This window comes from Streptomyces sp. NRRL F-5630, from assembly GCF_000719475.1.
GTDB lineage: Bacteria > Actinomycetota > Actinomycetes > Streptomycetales > Streptomycetaceae > Streptomyces.
Genome location: NZ_JOGO01000009.1, coordinates 97,493 through 116,605 on the forward strand (window position 1 = coordinate 97,493; position 19,113 = coordinate 116,605).

Here is a 19,113-nt window from a genome sequence, read left to right on the forward strand (position 1 = left end):
GTCGCCCACCGCTCACGCGCGGTGCAGCCTCGTGCGCGTCACCTCGCGCAGGGCGGCGCGTCCCTCTCGCACCACCGCCTTCTCCAGGGTCAGCTCGGCCGTCCTGCCGCGCAGGTCGAGCGTCATGAGCTGATTGCCGAACCACGGCCCGCCGTCGCGCCGCCAGCGCACGGCGGGCCGTGGCACGCGCCCGTGCCGCGCGAAGACCCGGCCGAGCGCGCGCCCCACGCCCGTCCAGCCGAAACGGAAACCGAAGCGCATCGCGAGCGGCACCGAGTTGTGCACGGGGGAGCACGTGAGCTGGTAGACCGGGCTGCCCGCCACCGCCTCGTCCTCGCGCGGCCATTCCACGCCGTCCTCGCGCGGCCACCGGGCCTCGGCGACGTAGGCGTGGTGCACGTCGCCCGACAGGACGCTCACCGTCGCGGGCGCCTCGGGCCCCTGCCGTACCTCCGCGATCAGCTCCGCGAGCGCGTCGAAGGACCGGGGGAAGGCCGCCCAGTGCTCCAGGTCGGCGGCGCGCCGCAGGTACTCGCCGCGCCCCGCCCAGCGCGCCCCCCGTTCCCCGCCGCACAGCGCCGAGTCCCAGCTCTCCAGGTCGTGGATCAGATGCGGGAGGAGCCAGGGCAGCGAGGTGCCGAGCAGGAGATGGTCGTACGCGCCCCGGTCCTCGCGCACCTGCGCCCGCAGCCAGTCCTCCTCGCGGCGGTCGATCATCGCGCGCCGGTCCTCCGCCAGGACCCGTGCGGCCCGCGAGTCGATCATGAGGAGCCGGGTGCGGCCGAGATCGCGGCGGTAGCTCCAGCGCACGGTAGCCGGGTCGGTGTCCGCGCGCTCGGCGAAGGCGCGGAGCGCCTCGGTGCCGTCGCGGCCGGGGGCCGAACGGATCGCGGCGAGGAGCGGGTCGGCCGCGAGTTCCGCGGGCGAGAGGTTGCCGAGGTGCTGATGGACCCAGTACGACATCAGGCCGCTGAGGATGCGTTCGCGCCACCAGTCCGTCGCGCGCATCTCCGCGACCCACTTGTCGCTCGTGTTCCAGTCGTCGATCACGTCGTGGTCGTCGAAGATCATGACGCTCGGGACGGTCGAGAGCAGCCAGCGGATCTCCGGGTCGCCCCAGGACTCGGCGTAGAGCCGGGTGTACTCGGTGTAGTCGGCGACCTGCGCCCCGGGCGGGCTGTCCAGGTCGCGCCGCCGCCCCATCCACTCGCGCGTCGCGGGGGAGACCTCGTCCGCGTACACCTGGTCGCCGAGCAGGACGAGCAGTCCGGGCCGCTCGCTCGCGGGCTCCCCGGCGAGCCGCAGGGCGAGGGTGTCGAGGGCGTCGGGGCCCACCGGGTCCTTCTCGTCCGCCGGGGGAGCCGCCCAGCGGCAGGACCCGAAGGAGACCCGGACCGGCGCCGTCGCGTCCTCGCTCAGGGTGCGGATCTCGGAGGGCGGGAACGCCGGGTCCTCCTCGGGCCACACGCGCGCCTCGCTGCCGCCGCCCTCCGCCTCGACCGTCACCTCGTAGGGCAGCACGGCGCCGGAGGGGAGGCCGTCGAGGACGACGAGGGCGTAGTGGTGCCCGGCCACGCGGAAGGTGGCGGCCTCACCGGCGAAGGAGGCGGAGGCGGACGGGCTCGCGACGGGGGAGGCCGCGTCCCCCGCGCCCGCACCGCCTTCCGCGTCCTCCCGGGCCGTCGCGCGCACCCGTACCGTGCACGCCTCGTCCGTCTCGGCCCAGACGGTCGCCGACCTCGCGTCCACGTACCGCAGCACCGGACCCAGCAGCAGTTTCGCCATCCCCGCCCGCCCTCCACGTTCGTCGTCGCCCCGCGCCCCCGCGCTTACCCGCTCCTTCGAACGGGACGCGTGGCCCTCGCACGGAACCACTACGGAGAACGGCGGGCGGGGCGGGAACGGTTCCCGCCGCCGGGGCGTCCGGCGGCGGAAGAGCGGTGCGCGCCGCCTCCCCCGGCCCCGCTTCAGCAGCCGTTCAGCACCCCCTGCAACGCCGACTTCTCCGCCGTGTCGACATCGAGGTCGTAGTAGTGCTTCACCTGGACCCACATGCGCGCGTACACGCAGCCGTACGAGGCGAGCGGGGGCATCCAGGTGGCGGGGTCCTTGTCGCCCTTCGACTGGTTGACGTTGTCCGTGACGGCGACGAGCTGGGGGCGCGTGAGGTCGTTGGCGAGGGCCTGGCGCTGCGCGGTGGTCCAGGAACTCGCGCCGGAGCGCCACGCCTCGGCGAGCGGGACGACGTGGTCGATGTCCACGTCCGAGGCCGCCGTCCAGGTGGCGCCGTCGTAGGGGGACTTCCAGGTGCCGGAGGTCGCGGAACAGCTGGAGTTCTGCTCGACGTTCGTGCCGTCACGTTTCAGCACGACCTCGCGGGTGTCGCACGTGCCGGACTGCGTGATCCAGTGCGGGAACTTGTCGCGGCTGTAGCCGCTCATCGAGCCCTGCGCGGCGACCGTCAGCTGGGAGAGGTAACTCCGGGCCGTGGACGCGGCGATGGGGGTGGGCGGGGCGGCCTGCGCGGGCGGCCCCGCGAGGACGGAGGCGGTGGTGAGCGCGGCGGTCAGGGCGCCGAGCGCGCCGAGCAGGCGGCGGGGGCGGCGGGGGACCGGGCGGTCGTGACGCGCGTAGAGCGGGAACGAACTGTCCTGGCGTGAGGGCACGTCGACTCCTCGGTGTGGGGGTGGGTCCGTCTTCAGGCTGGCGGCCCGGGGTTTCCGTGGGGTGGGCGCCAGGTAACAGCGTGGCGTCATGCGCACGTCACTACAAGGGTGGTGAGCGACCGTCGGTCGTGCGCGGGCGTGCGGATGCCGCGCGCGGGACGGGGGAGTTGTGCGGGCTTGGTGTGGGCACGCGGAAGGCGCTTGCCGTACGGGCCGGGGCGGGCGAGAGGCGCCCGGCGCCGTCCGCCGCGCGAGATCCCGCCCCCGTCACCGCGAACTCCCGTCCCCCACGCCCCTCGCCGGTGCGTCCGCACTCCCCGGGACCCGGTACCTTCGGTGGCCGGGTGCAGGGGTGGGCCGGTGCCGGTCCGGAGGGTGTCGCGGGAGGCGGGAAGCGTGTTCGATCTCGGGGTGGCCGCGCTGGCCTTCGGGGTGGTCGCGCTCGCCGAGTTGCCGGACAAGACGGCGCTCGCCGGGCTCGTCCTCGGCACCCGGTACCGCGCCTCGTACGTCTACGCCGGGATGGCCGCCGCCTTCCTGCTCCACGTCGTCCTCGCCATCGCGGCGGGCAGCGTGCTGACCCTGCTGCCCACGCGGCTGCTGCGCGCCCTCACCGGCGTGCTCTTCCTCGCGGGGGCCGCGTTCCTGCTGCTCCAGCGACCGCCCGACGAGGCGGCCGTCGCCAGGGCGCGCGAGCCCGGCGGGCAGAGCTTCTGGCCGGTGGCGGGGGCCGGGTTCTCCTTCATCCTCGCCGCCGAGTTCGGCGACCTCACGCAGATCGTGACCGCGAACCTCGCCGCCCGCTACGCCGGTCAGCCGCTCTCGGTCGGGGCCGGCTCCGTCGCCGCGCTGTGGGCGGTCGGGGCGCTCGTCGTGCTCGGCGGACGCGGGCTCATACGGAAGGTGCCGCTCGGCCTGGTCACGAAGGCCGCCGTGCTCGTGATGCTCGCCCTCGGCGCGCTCAGCCTCTTCGAGGCCGTCGCCTGAGCCGGGACGGGTGGTGGGACGCGCGGCGGAGACTGGAACGCGCGGCGGGTGCGGGACGCGCGGCGGGGGCAGGGATGCGCGGCAGGGGCGGTGTGGCGCTTCCCCGGCCCGTTTTGTATCGTGACCGAACAAAGTGGTTCCGCCCACACACCCTGACCTGGTGGGCGGGACCACTCTTGTTCTCCGCCCGTGTTCCCCGCGCCCGTGAGGTGTGACATGCCGCGTACCGAGTTGCACGTCAAGGCCCTGCTCATCGACATGGACGGCACGCTCGTCAACTCCGACGCCGTCGTCGAGCGCATCTGGCGCGCCTGGGCCCTGCGCCACGGGCTCGACCCGGAGGAGGTCCTGCGCGTCGCGCACGGACGCCAGGGGCACGCGACGATGGCGGCGCTGCTCCCCGGCCGCCCCGTCGAGATCAACCTCGCCGAGAACGAGGCCATGCTCGCCGAGGAGACCCGCGACACCGAGGGCGTCGTCGAGATCCCCGGCGCCGCCGCGCTCCTCGCCGCGCTCGCCCCCCACCCGCACGCCCTCGTCACGTCCGCCGACGTCCCCCTCGCCACGGCCCGTCTCACGGCCGCCGGGCTCGAGGTCCCCGCCGTGCGGGTCACCGCCGAGGACGTCGGCGCGAGCAAGCCGGACCCCGAGGGCTTCCTGAAGGGCGCCGCCGCGCTCGGCGTGGACCCCGCCGACTGCCTCGTCCTGGAGGACTCCGCCGCCGGCATCGCCGCGGGCCGCGCCGCCGGGTCCACGGTCCTCGGCGTCGGCCCCCGCGCGACGGCCTACGCGCCGGACCACCACGTCATGGACCTGCGGGCGGTACGGGTCGAGGGCACGGCGGACGGGGTACGGGTCCAACTGGGCTGACGGGCGGGCGGCTTCGGCCCGGTCCGGAGGGCGCCGGGCCCTGCGGGGCGCCGGGCCTCGCGGACCGGCCCTCTCGGGGCGCTTTGCCTTGCGGGGCGCTTTGCCTTGCGCAGCGCCTGGCCTCGCGGAGCGCCCGGCCCCCTTGACTCCCGGACTCCCGTAGCCCGTCGGCTTCCGGAGCACCCGCCTCGCGGAGCACTCGCCTTCCGGAGCCCCCGGCGCCCCCGCCCCCGCGTCTCGCTACCCCAGCTGTGGTGTCTCCCCCTCCAGCTTCGTCCGCGTGTCGGCCCCGTAGACGCCGTGCTCGTCGGTGGCCCCGCGGGTCACCTGGTACGTCGTCAGCGCGTAGGCGAGGGCCCGGTCGAAGTGGCCGTCGTCGCGCCCGGGGTAGATCCCGACGGCCCGCAGCCGCGCCTCCAGTTCCGTGACCTCCGGGCCGCTGTCGCCCCGCCGCAGCACCACCGCCGTGATGCCCTTGGGCGGGCGTTGCTCGGACGGCCCCGCCGTGGGCGGCTCCGGCACGTCGTCGCGCGTCGGCAGGGGCGACGCCGCCTCGCTCGCGCTCGCCGAGGGGGACCCGGGGGCCGAGTCGTGCGGGCTCGGCGTCGTGCCGGAGGCCGAGACGCTGGGCGACGCGGACGCGGACGCGGAGGGAGAGGTACCGGCCGTGGGGGAGAGGGAGGCCGACGCGCTCGGGGGCGCTTGCGTCCCGCCCGTTCGCACCGTGCTGGGCCCGCCCTCCGCCGCCGCGACGCTCGGCGGCGGTCCCGCCGTGCCCGGGTCCGAGGAGAACGCGCCGCCCGCGAACAGCGCCGCGACGGCGCCCACGGCCACGACGGCCGCTCCCGAGGCCACGTACACCCCCTTGCGCCGCGCGCCGTCCCGCGCTTCCGCCTCCGGCTCGGCGGCGCCGGGAACGCCCGGTCCGGGGACGGGCGGCAGCGGCGTCGTCGCCTCGGGCAGCGCCGCGCCGTACGTCGTCGGCTCCGGTTCCGCCCCGTCGGCCTCCTCCTCGCCGACCGTCACGTACGGCCGCACCCGCAACGGGCTGAACTCCTCGGCGTCCGCGCCGCACTCGCACGGCGCCCCGCCCGCGCGCGGCCTTCCGCACTGCGGGCAGGGTTCCTGCCCGTCTGCCCTGCGCTGCCCGTCTTCTCTTCCGCGTTCCTCTGCGTCCACCGCGGTCCCCTCCCGGCCCCCTGAGCGATTCCCGCGATTATGCCGAGCCCCGTGAGCGCCGGTTCGGCGGGGCGGGACATGACCACCCGTCAACGCGCCAGGAGGGCCGCGCTCCTTCCTCCACGGCTGTGGTCGCGGCGGGCGGGGCCGGTCCCCAGGGGCCGGAGACCTCCCCGCCGTACGCGCGCCACAGGTCAGGCGCTGTCGGGGTCCCGTGCGGCCCGGGCCGATCGCTCCGGGGGTGGCCGTCCTTCGGCCCTCACACCCGTGCCGGTCGCGGGCCAACGGTTTTGACCCGCCGTTCGCGGCAACCCGGAGTGCAGAACGCAAGACCCCGGGTCCGGGACAGGGACGCGGGTTCCGCCGGACTCATTCCCACGGAGGGCAAGCATGTCTCCCGCCTTGACAGTCGTGTTGATCGTGGTGGTGGTCGCCGTTCTCGCCGCCGTCGCGTTCTTCCTCGTACGGCGCGGCGCCGGCGCCTCGGGCGGCTCGTTGCCGCGCCGCTTCGGCCCCGAGTACGACCGGGCCGTACGCCACCACGACGGTGACAGGCGCGCCGCCGAGCAGGAGCTGAAGGAGCGCGTCAAGACGTACGGCTCGTTGCGCGAGCACACCCCCGCTCCCGAGGAGCGCACCCGTCTCCTCGCCTCCTGGAGCACTCTCCAGGAACGCTTCGTCGAGGCGCCGCGCGAGGCCGCGGCCGAGGCGGACCGGCTCCTCGCCGAGACCGCGACGGCCGTCGGCCACCCCGGCGGCGACCGGCACGCGGCCCGGCTCGACTCGCTCTCCGTCCACCACCCGCACCACGTCGACGGCTACCGCAGGCTCCGCGCCGCGCTGACCCCCACCGAGGGCGGTCACGAGAGCACCGAGGAACTGCGCGAGGCGCTGCTCGCCGCGCGCGGCCTCTTCGAGGAGCTCATCGGCGCGGGCACGTCGGGGATGCGTACGGGACGGGGCACCGCACACGGCGCACCGCACCGCACCGCGCACGCGGACGAACGCGCGCAGGGACCGGGTACACCGCCCGCAGCCGGCACGGCCGAGGCCCCGGCGCCGGGCACGGCCCCGGCCCCCGCCCCCGAAGCCGCAGAGACCTACGAGGGCCACGAGGCCCGGAGGAGCTGACCGAGATGACCGCGACACTGCCCGACGGGAAGACCACCACCACACGTACCGGCGACCACACCACGAGCTTCCTGCCCAGCGGCGCACGAGAGCGCCTCGAACCCCGGCTCCGCGAGGCGGTCAGCGAGTTCGTCGACTCGCCCGCAGAGGCCGTCGAGAAGGCCGACCGCCTCCTCGCCGAGACCGTCGAACAGCTCCACGAGGCCCTCGTCCACCGCCGCGGTGAACTCCGCTCGGCGTGGGACGGCAAGGGAGACGCGGGGAGCGCCCGGAACGCGGAGAGCGCGCGGCGCGAGGACGGCGCGGGCTTCGGCGACGGCACGCCGGGCGGCGCCGGTACGGGCCTGGGCGGCGACCGGGCGGACCTGGCGAGCGACCGGGCGGACCTGGTGAGCGACAGGGCCGACCTCGGCGGCGACCGGATCGATCCGAGCGGACCGCGCGACCGTACGGGTACGGTGCGCGACGCCGACCGCGACGGTGTGGCCGAGGACCGGACCGGCCTCTCCGGTGCCTCCGACACGCGGAGGCCCGGCGCCACGAGCGGCGCGGAGGCCGACACCGAGCGGCTGCGCCTCGCGCTCCAGGAGTACCGCGAGACGACGGAGCGCCTGCTGAACCTGTGACGCCGCCGGACCGTGCGGACCTCGCGGGCCGTACGGACCACGCGCGGACCTCGCGGACCGCGGGCGACGGAAGCCGGAAGGGGCGGACGACGGGTGGGACCCCGTCCTCCGCCCCTTCCTCATGCGCCGGGGCCGCGCGACGGGGGACCGGCTGCCTGCTCCGGTCCCGTCCCGGGCGAGAAGCCGCTCCCGGACAAGGGCCCGCACCATGACGAGATGCGGTGGAGCAGGGGAAAGACGGCCCGCGAGGACGCGAAGCCCACGCCGGGGGGCTTCACCCGGGTCGTGCCGCCGTCTCCGTCCACCGACGTCCCTCGCGCCTACGGGCCCCTCGCCCGCCGGGCGTTCAGGCGACGACGCGGGCCAGCGCGAAACCGTCGTACCCCTTGCTCCCCACCGTCTGCACCGCCGTCCCGCTCAGGCGCGGCTCGCGCGCCACGAGGTCGAGCGCGGCACGGGTGCCGAGAACGCTCGGGTCCGTGCTGTCCGCGTCCTTCACCGCCCCGTTCCGTACGACGTTGTCGATCACGATGAGGCTGCCCGGACGGGTCAGCGCCAGGGCCCACGTGACGTAGCCGGGGTTGTTCACCTTGTCCGCGTCGATGAAGACGAAGTCGAAGGGCTCCGGCTTCTCCTCGGCGAGCGCGGCGAGGCTGTCCAGCGCGGCGCCGACGCGGATCTCGACCGTCTCGGCGTACCCGGCGCGGTCGAGGTTGGCGCGCGCCACCTCGGCGTGCCTCGGCTCGTACTCCAGCGTGACGAGCTTCCCGTCCGCGGGGAGCGCCGCCGCGAGCCACAGCGTGCTGTAGCCGCCGAGCGTGCCGATCTCCAGGACGCGGCGGGCGCCCTGCGTCTCGGCGAGGAGGCGAAGGAGCTTGCCCTGGTTGGGCGCGACGGCGATGGGCGGCAGCCCGGCCGCGTCGCTCGCGGCGAGTGCCGCGGCGAAGGCGTCCTCGGCGGGGGCGAGCAGATCGGTGAAGTAGGTGTCGACGTCGTTCCAGGTCTGGGCGGGGTCGGGCACGGTGCGGCCTTTCGGTGCGCGGCGAGGCTCCCGGCGCGGAAGCTCTCGGGGTGAGTTCCCAAAGGGAACTTATCATCGGGCCGTCCCGGGGGGCTCCGGCCGGGCCGGGCGTCACGTAGGGTGACCAATCGATCGCCGGGAGGGTGCGGTGAAAACCGGCCGCGCGCCGAGGGCTACGCTTTCCCCGCCCCGAGCGGGGCAAGAGGGAGCGTTCCGCGCCGTTCCGCGAGAATTCGGGAGGTGTCCGCTTCCTCGTCGGTGGGCGACCTTGTCCAGATCCTCTGTTTTCGGCCAAAAGCCGGTCAAAACATGGCCAACGGCAAGGTGAAAGAGAAGAGGCTATGAGGCGAACAGGGGCTCGGCCGCGTCTCCATACACGGGCGGCACGAGCCTCTGGGAGCACGGAGCGCGCCACCGAGGGCCGGGACGTGCCGGACAACGACGAGCGGGGCGGGAGGCCACACGCCGTGGCGAATGCGGAGCGGAGCGGGACGGACGGGATGTTCGGTCCCGGGGGGCCCGAAGGTGTCAGGGCCCGGACGCGGGTCCTCTGCATCGTGCTGTGGGCCGCCGCCGCGGCACTCGTGGCGCGGCAGCTCACGGCCGTCCTGCGGCTGCCCCCCGGGGACCGGCTGACCGACCTGGAGACGTGGGTCGGCCCGGAGGGGGTGCTGCACGTCTCGGGTTCCCTGTACGACACCGGCCGCTTCACGGGGACGCCCTTCGGCGGGCTCGTCCTCAAGCCGCTGCGCGAGGCGGCGCAGGACACCCTCGGCGTGCTGTGGACGGTGGCCAGCCTCCTGCTCGTCGTCGTGCTCGGCCTCGTCGTCGCGCGCGCCGTGCCCCGGCCCCGCTCGCAGTCCCGCCTCGTACCGCTGCTCGTCGCGCCCGTCGCGATCTGCCTCTTCCTCGTCTCGCTCCCGGTGCGCAACGCCTTCCACACCGGGCAGCTGAGCATCCTCCCCGTCCTCCTCGTCGTCCTCGGCTGCTTCGCCGTGCGCAAGGACGTCCCCGCCGGAATCCTCATCGGCCTCGCGGCGGCCTTCCAGCCGACGATGCTGCTCTTCGCGCCGCTCCTGTGGCTCACCGGCCGCCGCCGCGCGGGCCTCTCCACGCTCGGCACCTTCCTCGTCGGCACCGTGCTCGCCTGGATCGCCCAGCCGCACGACTCGTGGACCTACTGGGTCCACCACGTCGCGGGCGCCGGCCTCGGCTCCAGCGACGAACTCGCCAACCAGTCGCTGCACGGCGCGCTGCTGCGCTTCGGCCTGCACGGCCCGGCCGAACTCGCGCTCTACGCCGTGCTCGCGCTGCTCGTGATCTTCGCCGGGCTGCGCCGCGCGGTGCGGTACGCGGCCGACGGGCAGCCGCTCCTCGCCGTGGCGATCACCGGCTGCGTCGCCGTGGCGGTCTCGCCGACGAGCTGGCAGCACCAGATGCTGTGGGTCCTGCTCACCGTCGTCGGCCGCGTCGGCACCAAGGCGGCGGACCGGTACGTGTGGCCCGTCGCCGTCGTGCTCGCGCTCTCGCTCACCCCCAAGGTGCTGCTGCCGAACATGGCGAGCCTCGACCCGGTCACGCAGAACATCATCCTCATCACCGCCCTCGCCGCGGCCTGCGTCGTGCCCTTCCTCAGCACCTCCGCACCCGCCTACGAGCACCCGGTGCCGACCGTCCACCTGCCGCGCCGCCCCGCGCGCTGGTCCTGGGTGCCGCTGCTCCCCGTGTGGCGCTGGGTCGCGCGGCGTCCCAACCTGCTCCTCGAACTGCTGCTCATCCGCGTCGGCTACGCGGCCTACTCCGAGGTCCGCAAGGCCGCGCGCGGCGGCCGGGCCACCGCCGAGCACCACGGCGACGTCATCCACAGCATCGAGAAGTTCCTCCACATCGACATCGAGCACTGGGTCAACCACGCCGTCGTGAAGGTCTCCTGGCTGGAGGACTTCTTCAACTTCTACTACGAGTCCTTCCACTTCGTCGTCCCGCTGGCCGTCCTCGCGGTCCTCTACATCCGGCGGCCCGCCGAGTACCGGTGGGCGCGCAGCGCGCTCGGCTTCGCGACGCTCCTCGCGCTCCTCGGCTTCTGGCTCTTCCCGCTCGCCCCGCCGCGCCTCATGCCGACGCTCGGCTTCATCGACACCGTCCACGGGGTGCAGGACTTCAGCAAGCCGGACTACGGGACCCTCACCGCCGTCACCAACCAGTACGCCGCGATGCCGTCGCTGCACTTCGGGTGGTCGCTGTGGTGCGGGCTCGTGATCGCGATCCTGGCGCCGAAGTGGTGGATGAAGGCGCTGGGACTGCTCCACCCGTTGTTCACGGTGTCGGCGATCGTGGCGACAGGGAACCACTGGGTGCTGGACGCGGTGGGCGGCGCCACGGTGGTGGGGCTGGGCTTCGCCCTCACGTACGCCCTGGCGGGGCCGAGGGGGCGGACCAAGGACATCGGGAGGGCCGCCGGGTCGGGCGAGCCCTCCGCGCCGGACGGGTCCGCCACGGAAGCTCCCCCCGCACGCCCCCGCTCCTCGGTCTCCGAAGGGACTCCCTGAGCAAGCCCTTACCGGGGGGGTGAGGGCCCCCGCGCGGTCAGGACCGCACGTCCTGCCCCGTGATCAGGCGCAGGAAGCCGTGCGGGGCGTCCGGGCCGAACATCAGCTCGTGGAGGAGGAGCGCCTGCCCGGCTTCCTCGTGGCTGCGCGGGAAGACGTCCCGCTCGTACGCGGCGAGCGCGGCCTCCGTGTCGCCCGGGTGGGCGGCGAGCGTCTTCGCCAGTTCGGCCCCGTCGAACATCGCGAGGTTGGCGCCCTCGCCCGAGGGGATCATGAGGTGCGCCGCGTCCCCGATCAGCGTGACGCCGGGCACCCGCTCCCAGCGGTGGTCGGCGGGCAGCGTGTACAGCGGGCGGAGCACGGGGTCCGTCTCGCCCTCCGTGATGAGCGAGGTCAGCTCGGGCGCCCAGCCCTCGAACTCCCGGAGCAGCCCCGCCCTGACCGACTCCGGGTCGCCGAAGCCGAGCGCCTCGAACCACTCCAGCGGGCGCCGCAGCGAGACGTACGTGTGCAGCCTGCCGCCCTTCTCGCGGTGCGCCTGGATGCCCTTGCCCGGCACCAGCGTGTACATCGCGCCGTCCCCGACCACCCCGGCCGCCGCCGGGTGGCGTGTGTCCGCCTCGTACAGGTACGTCTCGACGAAGGACGTCCCCGTGTACACGGGCTTCGCGTCCGACAGCAGCGGACGCACCCGCGACCAGGCGCCGTCCGCGCCGACGAGGAGGTCCGTCCGCGTGCGGGTGCCGTTCGCGAAGCTCACCTCGTGGCGGCCGTCGCCGAGCGCGCGCACCCCGCTGACCTTGTGGTCCCAGCGGACCGTGCCCTCGGGCAGCGAGTCCAGGAGGACCTGGCGCAGCTCACCGCGCTGCACCTCGGGGCGGCCCCCCGTGCCGTCGTCCTTCTCCTCCAGGAGCACGGACCCGTCGGGCGCGAGTGCCCGCGAGGCCTCGCGGCCCTCCAGGATTAGCGCGCGGAACTCCTCGGTGAGACCGGCTGCCGCGAGCGCGGGCTGCCCGTTGTTCTCGTGGATGTCGAGCATCCCGCCCTGCGCGCGGGACGTGGGCGACGATTCCGCCTCGTAGACCGTGGACGGGATGCCGTGGACGTGCAGGACGCGGGCGAGCGTGAGCCCGCCGAGTCCCGCGCCGATGATCGTGACGTGCGGGTGCGTGGTCATGGCGGGCTCCTTCGCAGTCGTCCGGAGCGCTGTCCGGGGGTGTCTGGAATGTTGTTCCACCACTACCGTGGAACGGTGTTCCAGCATTGTCAAGCTGGAACCGCGTTCCAGGCGGGTGTGCCAGGATGGGGCCATGACGAAGAGGACCGCGCGCGCCGAGCCGCTCTCGCGCGCCCGCATCGTCCGGACCGCCGTCGAACTGCTCGACACGGCGGGCGTGCGGAAGCTGACCTTCCGGGCCCTGACGGAGCGGCTCTCGACGGGACCCGGCGCGATCTACTGGCACGTGGCGAACAAGGACGAGCTGCTCAGCGCGGCGACGGAGGCGGTGGTCGCGGACGCGGTGTCCGTGGAGCCCGGCGCCGGTGACACGCCGCGAGAGGCCATCCGCTCCGTCGCACTCGGCCTCTACGAGGCGACCGAGGCGCACCCCTGGCTCGCCGCCCAGCTCGCGGCGGAGTGCGCGCGCAGCCCCTGGGGCGCGGTGGCGCCGCGCGTCTTCGAGGCGCTGGGACGGCAGGTGCGGGCGCTGGGGATGCCCGAGAGCGGCTGGTTCACGGCCACGTCGGCGCTCATGCACTACGTCTTCGGCGTCGCGGCCCAGAACGCGGCGAACACCGCCATGGCCGCCGCCCTGCCGCAGGACGCGTCCCGCACCGAGTACCTGGAGACCGCCTCGCGCGCCTGGGAAGCCCTCGACCCGGCCGCGTACCCCTTCACGCGCGCCGTGGCCGGCCAACTGCGCGACCACGACGACCGCACGCAGTTCCTCTCGGGCGTCGATCTGGTCCTGGCCGGGATCGTGGCGTCGGCGGAGGGCGGGGAGCGGCAGGGGTAGGGCGCGCGGACGCGGGGCCGTGGGCAGTCGTCCCGGGTGGCGTGGGACGAAGGCCGCCGTCACGCGGAGCGGGTGGCGGCGGCCTCCGGGCCCTGCTCGCTCCGCGTCGCGGCGTGCTCGTGCCTCACTTTCGCGCCCCGTCTCCCTCGTCCGGGGGCGGCGTGGGCGCGTCCGCCGCGAAGGAGACCTCCGGCGCGAACGCCGCCCTGCGGGTCGCCCGGCGCAGGGTCTTCAGGACGGCGGGCCCCAGCGTCAGGCTCAGCACCGCCGTGAGCGCCGCCCGGGGCAGGTCCCAGCCGAGCGAGGTCGCGAGGCAGTAGGCGAGGAAGCGGGCGAGGTTCGCGCCGAGCGGGTCGCCGGGCACGTACGAGACGCCCGTGGACAGGCCGCCGAGGTAGGGCCAGCCCTGGAGGTTCATGACGAAGCCGTACGCGAGCGCCGCGAGCGCCCCGTACCCCGCCAGGACCAGCAGCTCGCGCGTCCCGCGCAGCGACCGCGACCCCGGCAGCAGGCCCGCGCCGCCCGAGACCCAGCCCATCGCGAGCATCTGGAACGGCAGCCAGGGGCCCACGCCGCCGGTCAGCAGCGCCGAGGCGAACATCGACACCGCGCCGAGCACGAAGCCGAAGCCGGGGCCGAGCACCCGCCCCGCGAGCACCATGAGGAAGAACATCGGCTCGATGCCCGCCGTGCCCGCGCCGAGCGGCCGCAGCGCCGCCCCCGCGGCGGCGAGGACCCCGAGCATCGCCACCGCCTTCGCGTCCAGGCCCCCGTCCGCGATCGCGGCGACCACGACCGCGAGCAGCAGCGGGAGCAGCGCCGCGAAGAGCCACGGCGCGTCCCCCGAGTGCGCGACGCCCGCACCGGGCGCGGCGAGCAGCGGCCAGCCGAAGGCCATGATCCCGATCACGGTGACGAGTGCGAGCGCCGCGGCGGCCCGGGGCCCGAGACGCACGGCACGGGGCGCGCTCCCGGTACGGGCGGTCGTACGCCCCTGAGGAGCGGCCGTGCTCCCGGTACGGGCGGTGCCCCTCATCGCGGCGCCGTCCCCTCGGACCCGAGCGCCTCGGCGACCTGCCCCACCGTGAGCCAGGCCGCGCCCGGCGCGAGGATCTTCGCCGTCTGAGGGGCGAAGAGCGGCGAGGCCACGACGACCTCGGCGGCCGGGCCGTCCGCGACGACCTCGCCCTCGGCCAGGATGACGACGCGGTGCGCGAGTTCGGCGGCGAGTTCCACGTCGTGCGTGGCGAGGACGATCGCGTGCCCGGCGCGGGCGAGCCCGGTCAGGATGCCCACGAGCCGCGCCTTCGCCGCGTAGTCCAGGCCGCGCGTCGGCTCGTCGAGCAGCAGCAGCGGCGGGCGCGCGGTGAGCACGACGGCGAGCGCGAGCGCGAGCCGCTGGCCCTCGGAGAGGTCGCGCGGGTGCGTCGCGTCGGGCACCTCCGGCAGCAGTTCGCGCACGAGGGCCCGGCACGTCCCGGGCGCCGCACCCGCGTCCGCGTCGGCGGCGGCGCACTCGGCGGCGACGGTGTCCGCGTACAGGAGGTCGCGCGGCTCCTGCGGGACGAGCCCGACGCGCCGGATCAGCCGGGCGGGCGCGAGCGCGCGCGGCGCCTCGCCGCCGACCGTCACGGACCCGGCCGTCGGCGCGAGCAGCCCGACGAGGCACGAGAGCAGCGTGGACTTCCCCGCCCCGTTGCGCCCCATGAGCGCGACGGTCTCGCCGCCGCGCACGGTCAGTTCGACGCCCCGCAGCGCCCGCACGGTCCCCCGCGTGACCGCGAGCCCCCGCACCCGGGCGGCCTCGGCGCCGTGGGCGGGGGCGGTGGGGGCGGCGTCCGGCGCGGCCCGGCGGCGGAGCACGCGGTCGAGCAGGCGGGAGCGCGGGGAGCGGGCTTGTGCGGGGGAGGGCCGCGGGGCGAGGGGCGCTCCGTCGCACGGGACCGCCCCCGGGTCCGGGGAGCCCCCGGACGGGTCCGCCGGGCGAGGGGTCCCGCCCTCCGGGTCCGCCGGGCCGGGCGTCCCGCTGTGCGGGGCCGCCGCCCCCGGCTCCAGGCCGCTCAGCCGCTCCCGCAGACCCCCCGCCGTGCGCCGCGCGTCCCGTACCGACAGCGGCAGCGGGTCCCATCCGGCCACGCGGCCGAGCGCCACGACGGGCGGGACGACCGGCGAGACCGCCATGACCCCGCGCGGGGTGCCCGTGACGGGCCGTGCGCCGAGCGCCTCGATGAGGACCACCCGGTCCGCGTACTGGACGACGCGTTCGAGCCGGTGCTCGGCCATGAGGACCGTCGTGCCGAGGTCGTCGACGAGACGGCGCAGGACGGCGAGGACCTCCTCGGCCGCGCCCGGGTCCAGCGCCGACGTCGGCTCGTCCAGGACGAGGACGCGCGGGTGCGGGGTGAGCACGGAGCCGATCGCGAGGCGCTGGCGCTGGCCGCCGGAGAGCGTCGCGAGGGGGCGGTCGCGCAGTTCGTGCAGGCCGAGGAGGTCGAGCGTCTCCTCGACGCGACGGCGCATGACGGCGGGGGCGAGGCCCAGCGACTCCATGCCGTAGGCGAGTTCCTCCTCGACCGTGTCGGTCACGAAGTGCGCGAGCGGGTCCTGGCCCACCGTGCCGACGACATCGGCGAGCTCGCGCGGCTTGTGCAGCCGGGTGTCGCGCCCCGCGACGGTGACTCTGCCGCCGAGCGTCCCCCCGGTGAAGTGCGGCACGAGCCCCGAGACCGTGCCGAGCAGCGTCGACTTGCCGACCCCGGAGAGCCCGACGAGGAGCGCCAGCTCACCCTCGGGCACGGTCAGGTCCACGCCCGCGAGCGCGGGCGCCGCCGCCTCGGCGTAGGTGACGGAGACGTTGTCGAAACGGATCACGGTGCGGGCTCCGGGGCGGTACGGGTCAGGGGCGGCGCGGGCGGCGCGGCGAGGGCGGGGACGAGCCCGGCGAGCACGGCGAGCGCGGGCCACAGCGGGAGGACGGGCGCGACGAGCGGCACGACGCCGGGGTGCAGCGCGGGATCGTCCGCCAGGAGGACGAGCAGCGCGGCGACCGCGACCCCCGAGCCCGCCACGAGCCACGCCCGCACCCCCCAGGGATCGGGCCGGTAGCGGCTGCGCACCGCGCGCCGCCCACCGAGCCACAGCCCGCCCGCCGCCGCGAGCACCCCGGCCGCGAGCAGCGGGAACCCGTAGGCGGCGCCGGTGTCGGCGAGGAGCGCGTACGTGCCCGCACAGACCCCGAGCAGTCCGCCGAGCGTCAGCGCGGCCGTCGTGCGGCGCACCGCGCGCGGTACCGAGGCGGTCCGGCCGTAGCCGCGCGCGTCCATGGCCGCCGCGAGGGAGACGGAACGTTCCAGCGCACCCTCCAGCACCGGCAGCCCCACCTGGAGCAGCCCGCGCGGGCCCCGGTCGGGCCGCCCCCGCAGCCGCCGCGCCGCGCGCAACCGGCGCACGTCGGCCACGAGGTGCGGCGCGAAGGTCATCGCCACGACGACGGCGAGCCCGGCCTCGTACAGCGCGCCCGGCAGCGACTTCAGGAGCCGTACGGGACTCGCGAGCGCGTTCGCCGCGCCCACGCACACGAGGAGCGTCGCGAGCCGCAGCGCGTCGTAGCAGGCGAAGAGCAGCCCCTCCGCCGTCACGCGCCCGCCGAGCCGCACGCCTCGCGCCCACTCGGGGAGCGGGATCTCGGGGAGCGTGAGGAGCGTGTGGGTACCGGGGATCGGGGAGCCGAGCAGGACGGCGAAGCCGAGCCGGATGAGGAGCACGACCGCCGCGAGCCGCAGGAAGGCCCCGTACGCACGCGCCCACGGCGCCTCGGTGCGGCGCGCGGCGACGACGTAGCTCGCCACGCCGACGAGGAGCGCGAGGAGCAGCGGGTTCGTGGTCCGCGTCGCGGCGGCGGCGAGCCCGAGCGCCCACACCCACCAGGCTCCGGCGTGCAGGGGCGGGAAGTCGCGGCGCGAGGGGCCGGGGGCGGCTCCCGTCCCGGCACGGCGCGCGGGGCCCGTGCCGCGCGTGCTCCCCGTCGTCGCGCCGCTCACGGCCGCCGTCGGCGACGGGTCTGCCACCCGATGCCCGCCGCCAGCACGACGAGCACGCCGAGACCGGCGAAGACGCCCACGGAGGGGCCGTCTCCGCCGTCCCCGCGCGCCGAGGTCTCCTCCGCGGCCTTCCCGGACGGCTCGCCGGACGCCTTCTTCGACGGTGCCGCGACCTGTTCGCCGCAGCCGTGGCGCGGGTAGTCCGCGATGCCGCACAGGAGGGCCGAGGCGTCGTAGCGCAGCGGCTTCGCGACGGCGGCGAGCGCGTCGGCGGCGCTCGCGTCCTCGGGGACCCGGGCGCAGGCGGTACGGGCCCCGGGCGGTCGCTCGCCGGACGGCGCGTCCGCCGCCGTGCCGAAGTCGATGACGAGGCCCACGCGTTTCTGGCCCGCCCGCGCCTCCGTTCCGGCGCAGAGGGCGGCGAAGTCCGGCGCGGTGCGCGGCCGGGTCGCGTCGCCCGCGTCCTCGCTCACCGCGAAGCGGAAACCGGCCACGTCACCGTCCCCGGGGCGCGCGAGCGCGGGGCCGCGCGTCGCGTACCGCCACGCGCCCGTGTCCGTGCGCTCCCAGAACGACCAGTACCGGTACGCGCTCGCGGCCGAAGCGGGCGCGCCCACGCCGAGGACGCAGGCGAGCGCGGCGAGGAGGACGAGGAGGGGGACGGCCGGTGACCCCGTTCGGCGGACGGTCACCGTGAGGAGTTCTTCTTGTTGCGGCTGCTCAGCAGGAAGCCGATCCCGGCCCCCGCGGCGAGACCGACGCCCACGAACCACCACGGGCTCGGCCCGCCGCCGTCGTCCTTCTTCGCGTCCTTCTCGTCCTTCGCGTGTTGCCCGTCCTCGCCGGAGTCGTGCGCCCGCACGGTCTCGCCCGCGACCGTCTTGCCGCCGGGACCCGTGGCCGCGAGCTTCGCGGGCAGGTCGCGGCCCGCGAAGTCGGCGGGGTCGACGCCGGTCGCGTGCGCGGCCAGGATGAGCTGCGCCCACGCGGCGGGCCCCGTCTTCGCGGCCCACGCCGGGCCCTCGGACCGGAGCCAGCCGACCGCCTCGCGCGCCTCCTCGGGCATCCCGGCCGCCGCGAGCGCGACGGCGGTGTCCGCGGTGTTGCCCGGGTCCGGCTTCGGCTTCGCGCCCGGCAGCGCCGTCGTCACCGCGCCGTTCCCGCCGAGGACGCCGCCGAGCCAGAGGGCGCCGTTGCGCGCGGCGTCCTTCGCGGTACGGGGTGTCTCGCAGCCCGTGCTCCCGCCGCGCTCCTCGTCCGGGGCGGCGACGACGAAGCCCGCGCCGTAACCGGCGGTGACGGCGGCGGCCGTCGCGTCGGCGTTCGCGACGAGCGAGCCGTCCTTCTCCGGCTGGAACGCGAAGGCGGAGCCGGCCTTGCCGGGCGACTGCTTCGCGTCGCACTTCAGCGCGAGGGAGAGCAGCGCGTCCTCGGCGGACTTCCCGCCCTTCGTGACAGAGGCGGGCCGCACGCCGAGCGCGCGCAGCGCGCCGAGCACGACGGAGGTCGAGTTCGCGTCGGACGGCGAACCCGCCGTGTACCCCCAGCCGCCGTCCTTGTTCTGCACGGACTTCAGCCAGCCGAGCGCCTTCTCGGCCTCGGCCCGGTGCCCGCCGATCGCGGCGAGCGCCTGGATCGCCGCGCCCGTCTGGTTCGTGTCCACCTGCTCCTTCGGCCCGCAGTCCGCCGCGGGCTTCTCGCGGTACGGGGCGAAGGAGCCGTCCTCGCACTGCTGCCCCACGAGCCAGTCCACCGCCTTCACGGGCAGCCGGCGGCCCGCCGCGTCGAGCGCGACGAGGGAGAGGGACTGCCGCCACACCCCGTCGTACGTGGGGTCCTGCGTCCCGAAGAGCCCCTCGGCGGGACCCGGCGCGGCGGCGAGGGCGGGCGCCGAGGCGGCACCGAGTGCGCCGGCGGCGACGAGGGGGACGACAGCGGTGAGACGGCGGAGGTTCATGCGGGCGGCTCCTGGCGGGGCGCGCCTGGCCTGGGGCGCGGGGATTTCGGGGCCGCACCACTTTAGCGGGCG

16 protein-coding genes are annotated in these 19,113 nt (G+C 75.8%); 6 read left to right on the forward strand and 10 right to left on the reverse strand.

The annotated features are described in order from the left end of the window. Positions 1 to 12: 12 nt before the first annotated feature. Together IF99_RS0106930 and IF99_RS0106935 are read right to left on the reverse strand one after the other, a co-directional pair. On the reverse strand, positions 13 to 1,785 hold the full coding sequence (locus IF99_RS0106930; RefSeq protein WP_030995459.1) for an alkaline phosphatase D family protein: 1,773 nt from the start codon (positions 1,783 to 1,785) through the stop codon (positions 13 to 15). A 182-nt stretch (positions 1,786 to 1,967) separates the two neighbouring features. Beyond that, positions 1,968 to 2,591, reverse strand: coding sequence for an HNH endonuclease family protein (locus tag IF99_RS0106935; protein ID WP_030995460.1), 624 nt, complete (start codon positions 2,589 to 2,591; stop codon positions 1,968 to 1,970). Between the two features lie 471 nt (positions 2,592 to 3,062). Here IF99_RS0106935 and IF99_RS0106940 point away from each other — a divergent pair, with 471 nt between their 5' ends. Together IF99_RS0106940 and IF99_RS0106945 are read left to right on the forward strand one after the other, a co-directional pair. Further along, entirely contained in the window at positions 3,063 to 3,653 is a 591-nt protein-coding gene (locus IF99_RS0106940) for a TMEM165/GDT1 family protein (protein ID WP_030995461.1), read from the forward strand. 216 nt (positions 3,654 to 3,869) lie between these two features. Beyond that, positions 3,870 to 4,523, forward strand: coding sequence for an HAD-IA family hydrolase (locus IF99_RS0106945; RefSeq protein WP_030995462.1), 654 nt, complete (start codon positions 3,870 to 3,872; stop codon positions 4,521 to 4,523). A gap of 240 nt (positions 4,524 to 4,763) precedes the next feature. Here the strand turns inward: IF99_RS0106945 and IF99_RS0106950 are convergent, their stop codons facing one another. Beyond that, positions 4,764 to 5,561 (reverse strand): peptidoglycan-binding protein, encoded by a 798-nt coding sequence (locus IF99_RS0106950; protein WP_234340612.1) that lies wholly within the window; start codon positions 5,559 to 5,561, stop codon positions 4,764 to 4,766. A 531-nt stretch (positions 5,562 to 6,092) separates the two neighbouring features. Here IF99_RS0106950 and IF99_RS0106955 point away from each other — a divergent pair. Together IF99_RS0106955 and IF99_RS0106960 are read left to right on the forward strand one after the other, a co-directional pair. After that, complete coding sequence (locus IF99_RS0106955; protein ID WP_234340610.1) at positions 6,093 to 6,833, forward strand: hypothetical protein; 741 nt, start codon at positions 6,093 to 6,095, stop codon at positions 6,831 to 6,833. Between the two features lie 5 nt (positions 6,834 to 6,838). After that, on the forward strand, positions 6,839 to 7,459 hold the full coding sequence (locus IF99_RS0106960) for a hypothetical protein (protein WP_030995465.1): 621 nt from the start codon (positions 6,839 to 6,841) through the stop codon (positions 7,457 to 7,459). Positions 7,460 to 7,805: 346 nt separating this feature from the next. Here the strand turns inward: IF99_RS0106960 and IF99_RS0106965 are convergent, their stop codons facing one another. Next, positions 7,806 to 8,480: an O-methyltransferase gene (locus tag IF99_RS0106965; protein ID WP_030995466.1), complete on the reverse strand. Its 675-nt coding sequence runs from the start codon at positions 8,478 to 8,480 to the stop codon at positions 7,806 to 7,808. A gap of 500 nt (positions 8,481 to 8,980) precedes the next feature. Here IF99_RS0106965 and IF99_RS0106970 point away from each other — a divergent pair, with 500 nt between their 5' ends. Then, positions 8,981 to 11,029, forward strand: a complete 2,049-nt coding sequence (locus IF99_RS0106970; protein ID WP_030995467.1) for a bifunctional glycosyltransferase 87/phosphatase PAP2 family protein — start codon at positions 8,981 to 8,983, stop codon at positions 11,027 to 11,029. A 37-nt stretch (positions 11,030 to 11,066) separates the two neighbouring features. Here IF99_RS0106970 and IF99_RS0106975 read toward each other — a convergent pair whose 3' ends face one another. Continuing rightward, positions 11,067 to 12,206 (reverse strand): FAD-dependent oxidoreductase, encoded by a 1,140-nt coding sequence (locus tag IF99_RS0106975; protein WP_030995468.1) that lies wholly within the window; start codon positions 12,204 to 12,206, stop codon positions 11,067 to 11,069. 133 nt (positions 12,207 to 12,339) lie between these two features. Between IF99_RS0106975 and IF99_RS0106980 the strand changes: the two genes are divergently transcribed. Further along, positions 12,340 to 13,044 carry a TetR/AcrR family transcriptional regulator gene (locus IF99_RS0106980; protein WP_030995469.1) on the forward strand — a complete coding sequence of 235 codons (705 nt, stop codon included), beginning with the start codon at positions 12,340 to 12,342 and terminating at the stop codon, positions 13,042 to 13,044. A 124-nt stretch (positions 13,045 to 13,168) separates the two neighbouring features. Here IF99_RS0106980 and IF99_RS0106985 read toward each other — a convergent pair whose 3' ends face one another. Genes IF99_RS0106985 through IF99_RS0107005 form a run of 5 tightly spaced genes read right to left on the reverse strand, consistent with a single transcriptional unit; the run spans position 13,169 to position 19,041 of the window. After that, entirely contained in the window at positions 13,169 to 14,080 is a 912-nt protein-coding gene (locus tag IF99_RS0106985) for an ECF transporter S component (RefSeq protein ID WP_051703397.1), read from the reverse strand. Then, positions 14,077 to 15,915, reverse strand: a complete 1,839-nt coding sequence (locus IF99_RS0106990; RefSeq protein ID WP_030995471.1) for an ABC transporter ATP-binding protein — start codon at positions 15,913 to 15,915, stop codon at positions 14,077 to 14,079. Before IF99_RS0106990 ends, IF99_RS0106985 begins: the two co-directional genes overlap by 4 nt. Beyond that, positions 15,912 to 17,111: an energy-coupling factor transporter transmembrane component T gene (locus IF99_RS0106995; RefSeq protein WP_420705645.1), complete on the reverse strand. Its 1,200-nt coding sequence runs from the start codon at positions 17,109 to 17,111 to the stop codon at positions 15,912 to 15,914. Before IF99_RS0106995 ends, IF99_RS0106990 begins: the two co-directional genes overlap by 4 nt. After that, on the reverse strand, positions 17,081 to 17,776 hold the full coding sequence (locus IF99_RS0107000; protein WP_030995473.1) for an SCO2322 family protein: 696 nt from the start codon (positions 17,774 to 17,776) through the stop codon (positions 17,081 to 17,083). The genes IF99_RS0106995 and IF99_RS0107000 overlap by 31 nt, the downstream gene beginning before the upstream one ends. Beyond that, positions 17,773 to 19,041, reverse strand: a complete 1,269-nt coding sequence (locus IF99_RS0107005; RefSeq protein ID WP_030995474.1) for a prenyltransferase/squalene oxidase repeat-containing protein — start codon at positions 19,039 to 19,041, stop codon at positions 17,773 to 17,775. The genes IF99_RS0107000 and IF99_RS0107005 overlap by 4 nt, the downstream gene beginning before the upstream one ends. Positions 19,042 to 19,113: the final 72 nt, after the last annotated feature.

Coding starts and splice junctions, on each gene's coding strand:
- IF99_RS0106985 (WP_051703397.1), bottom strand. CDS start 14,080: ATGAGGGGCACCGCCCGTACCGGGAGCACGGCCGCTCCTCAGGGGCGT.
- IF99_RS0106945 (WP_030995462.1), top strand. CDS start 3,870: ATGCCGCGTACCGAGTTGCACGTCAAGGCCCTGCTCATCGACATGGAC.
- IF99_RS0106975 (WP_030995468.1), bottom strand. CDS start 12,206: ATGACCACGCACCCGCACGTCACGATCATCGGCGCGGGACTCGGCGGG.
- IF99_RS0106970 (WP_030995467.1), top strand. CDS start 8,981: ATGTTCGGTCCCGGGGGGCCCGAAGGTGTCAGGGCCCGGACGCGGGTC.
- IF99_RS0106960 (WP_030995465.1), top strand. CDS start 6,839: ATGACCGCGACACTGCCCGACGGGAAGACCACCACCACACGTACCGGC.
- IF99_RS0106955 (WP_234340610.1), top strand. CDS start 6,093: ATGTCTCCCGCCTTGACAGTCGTGTTGATCGTGGTGGTGGTCGCCGTT.
- IF99_RS0107005 (WP_030995474.1), bottom strand. CDS start 19,041: ATGAACCTCCGCCGTCTCACCGCTGTCGTCCCCCTCGTCGCCGCCGGC.
- IF99_RS0106980 (WP_030995469.1), top strand. CDS start 12,340: ATGACGAAGAGGACCGCGCGCGCCGAGCCGCTCTCGCGCGCCCGCATC.
- IF99_RS0106930 (WP_030995459.1), bottom strand. CDS start 1,785: ATGGCGAAACTGCTGCTGGGTCCGGTGCTGCGGTACGTGGACGCGAGG.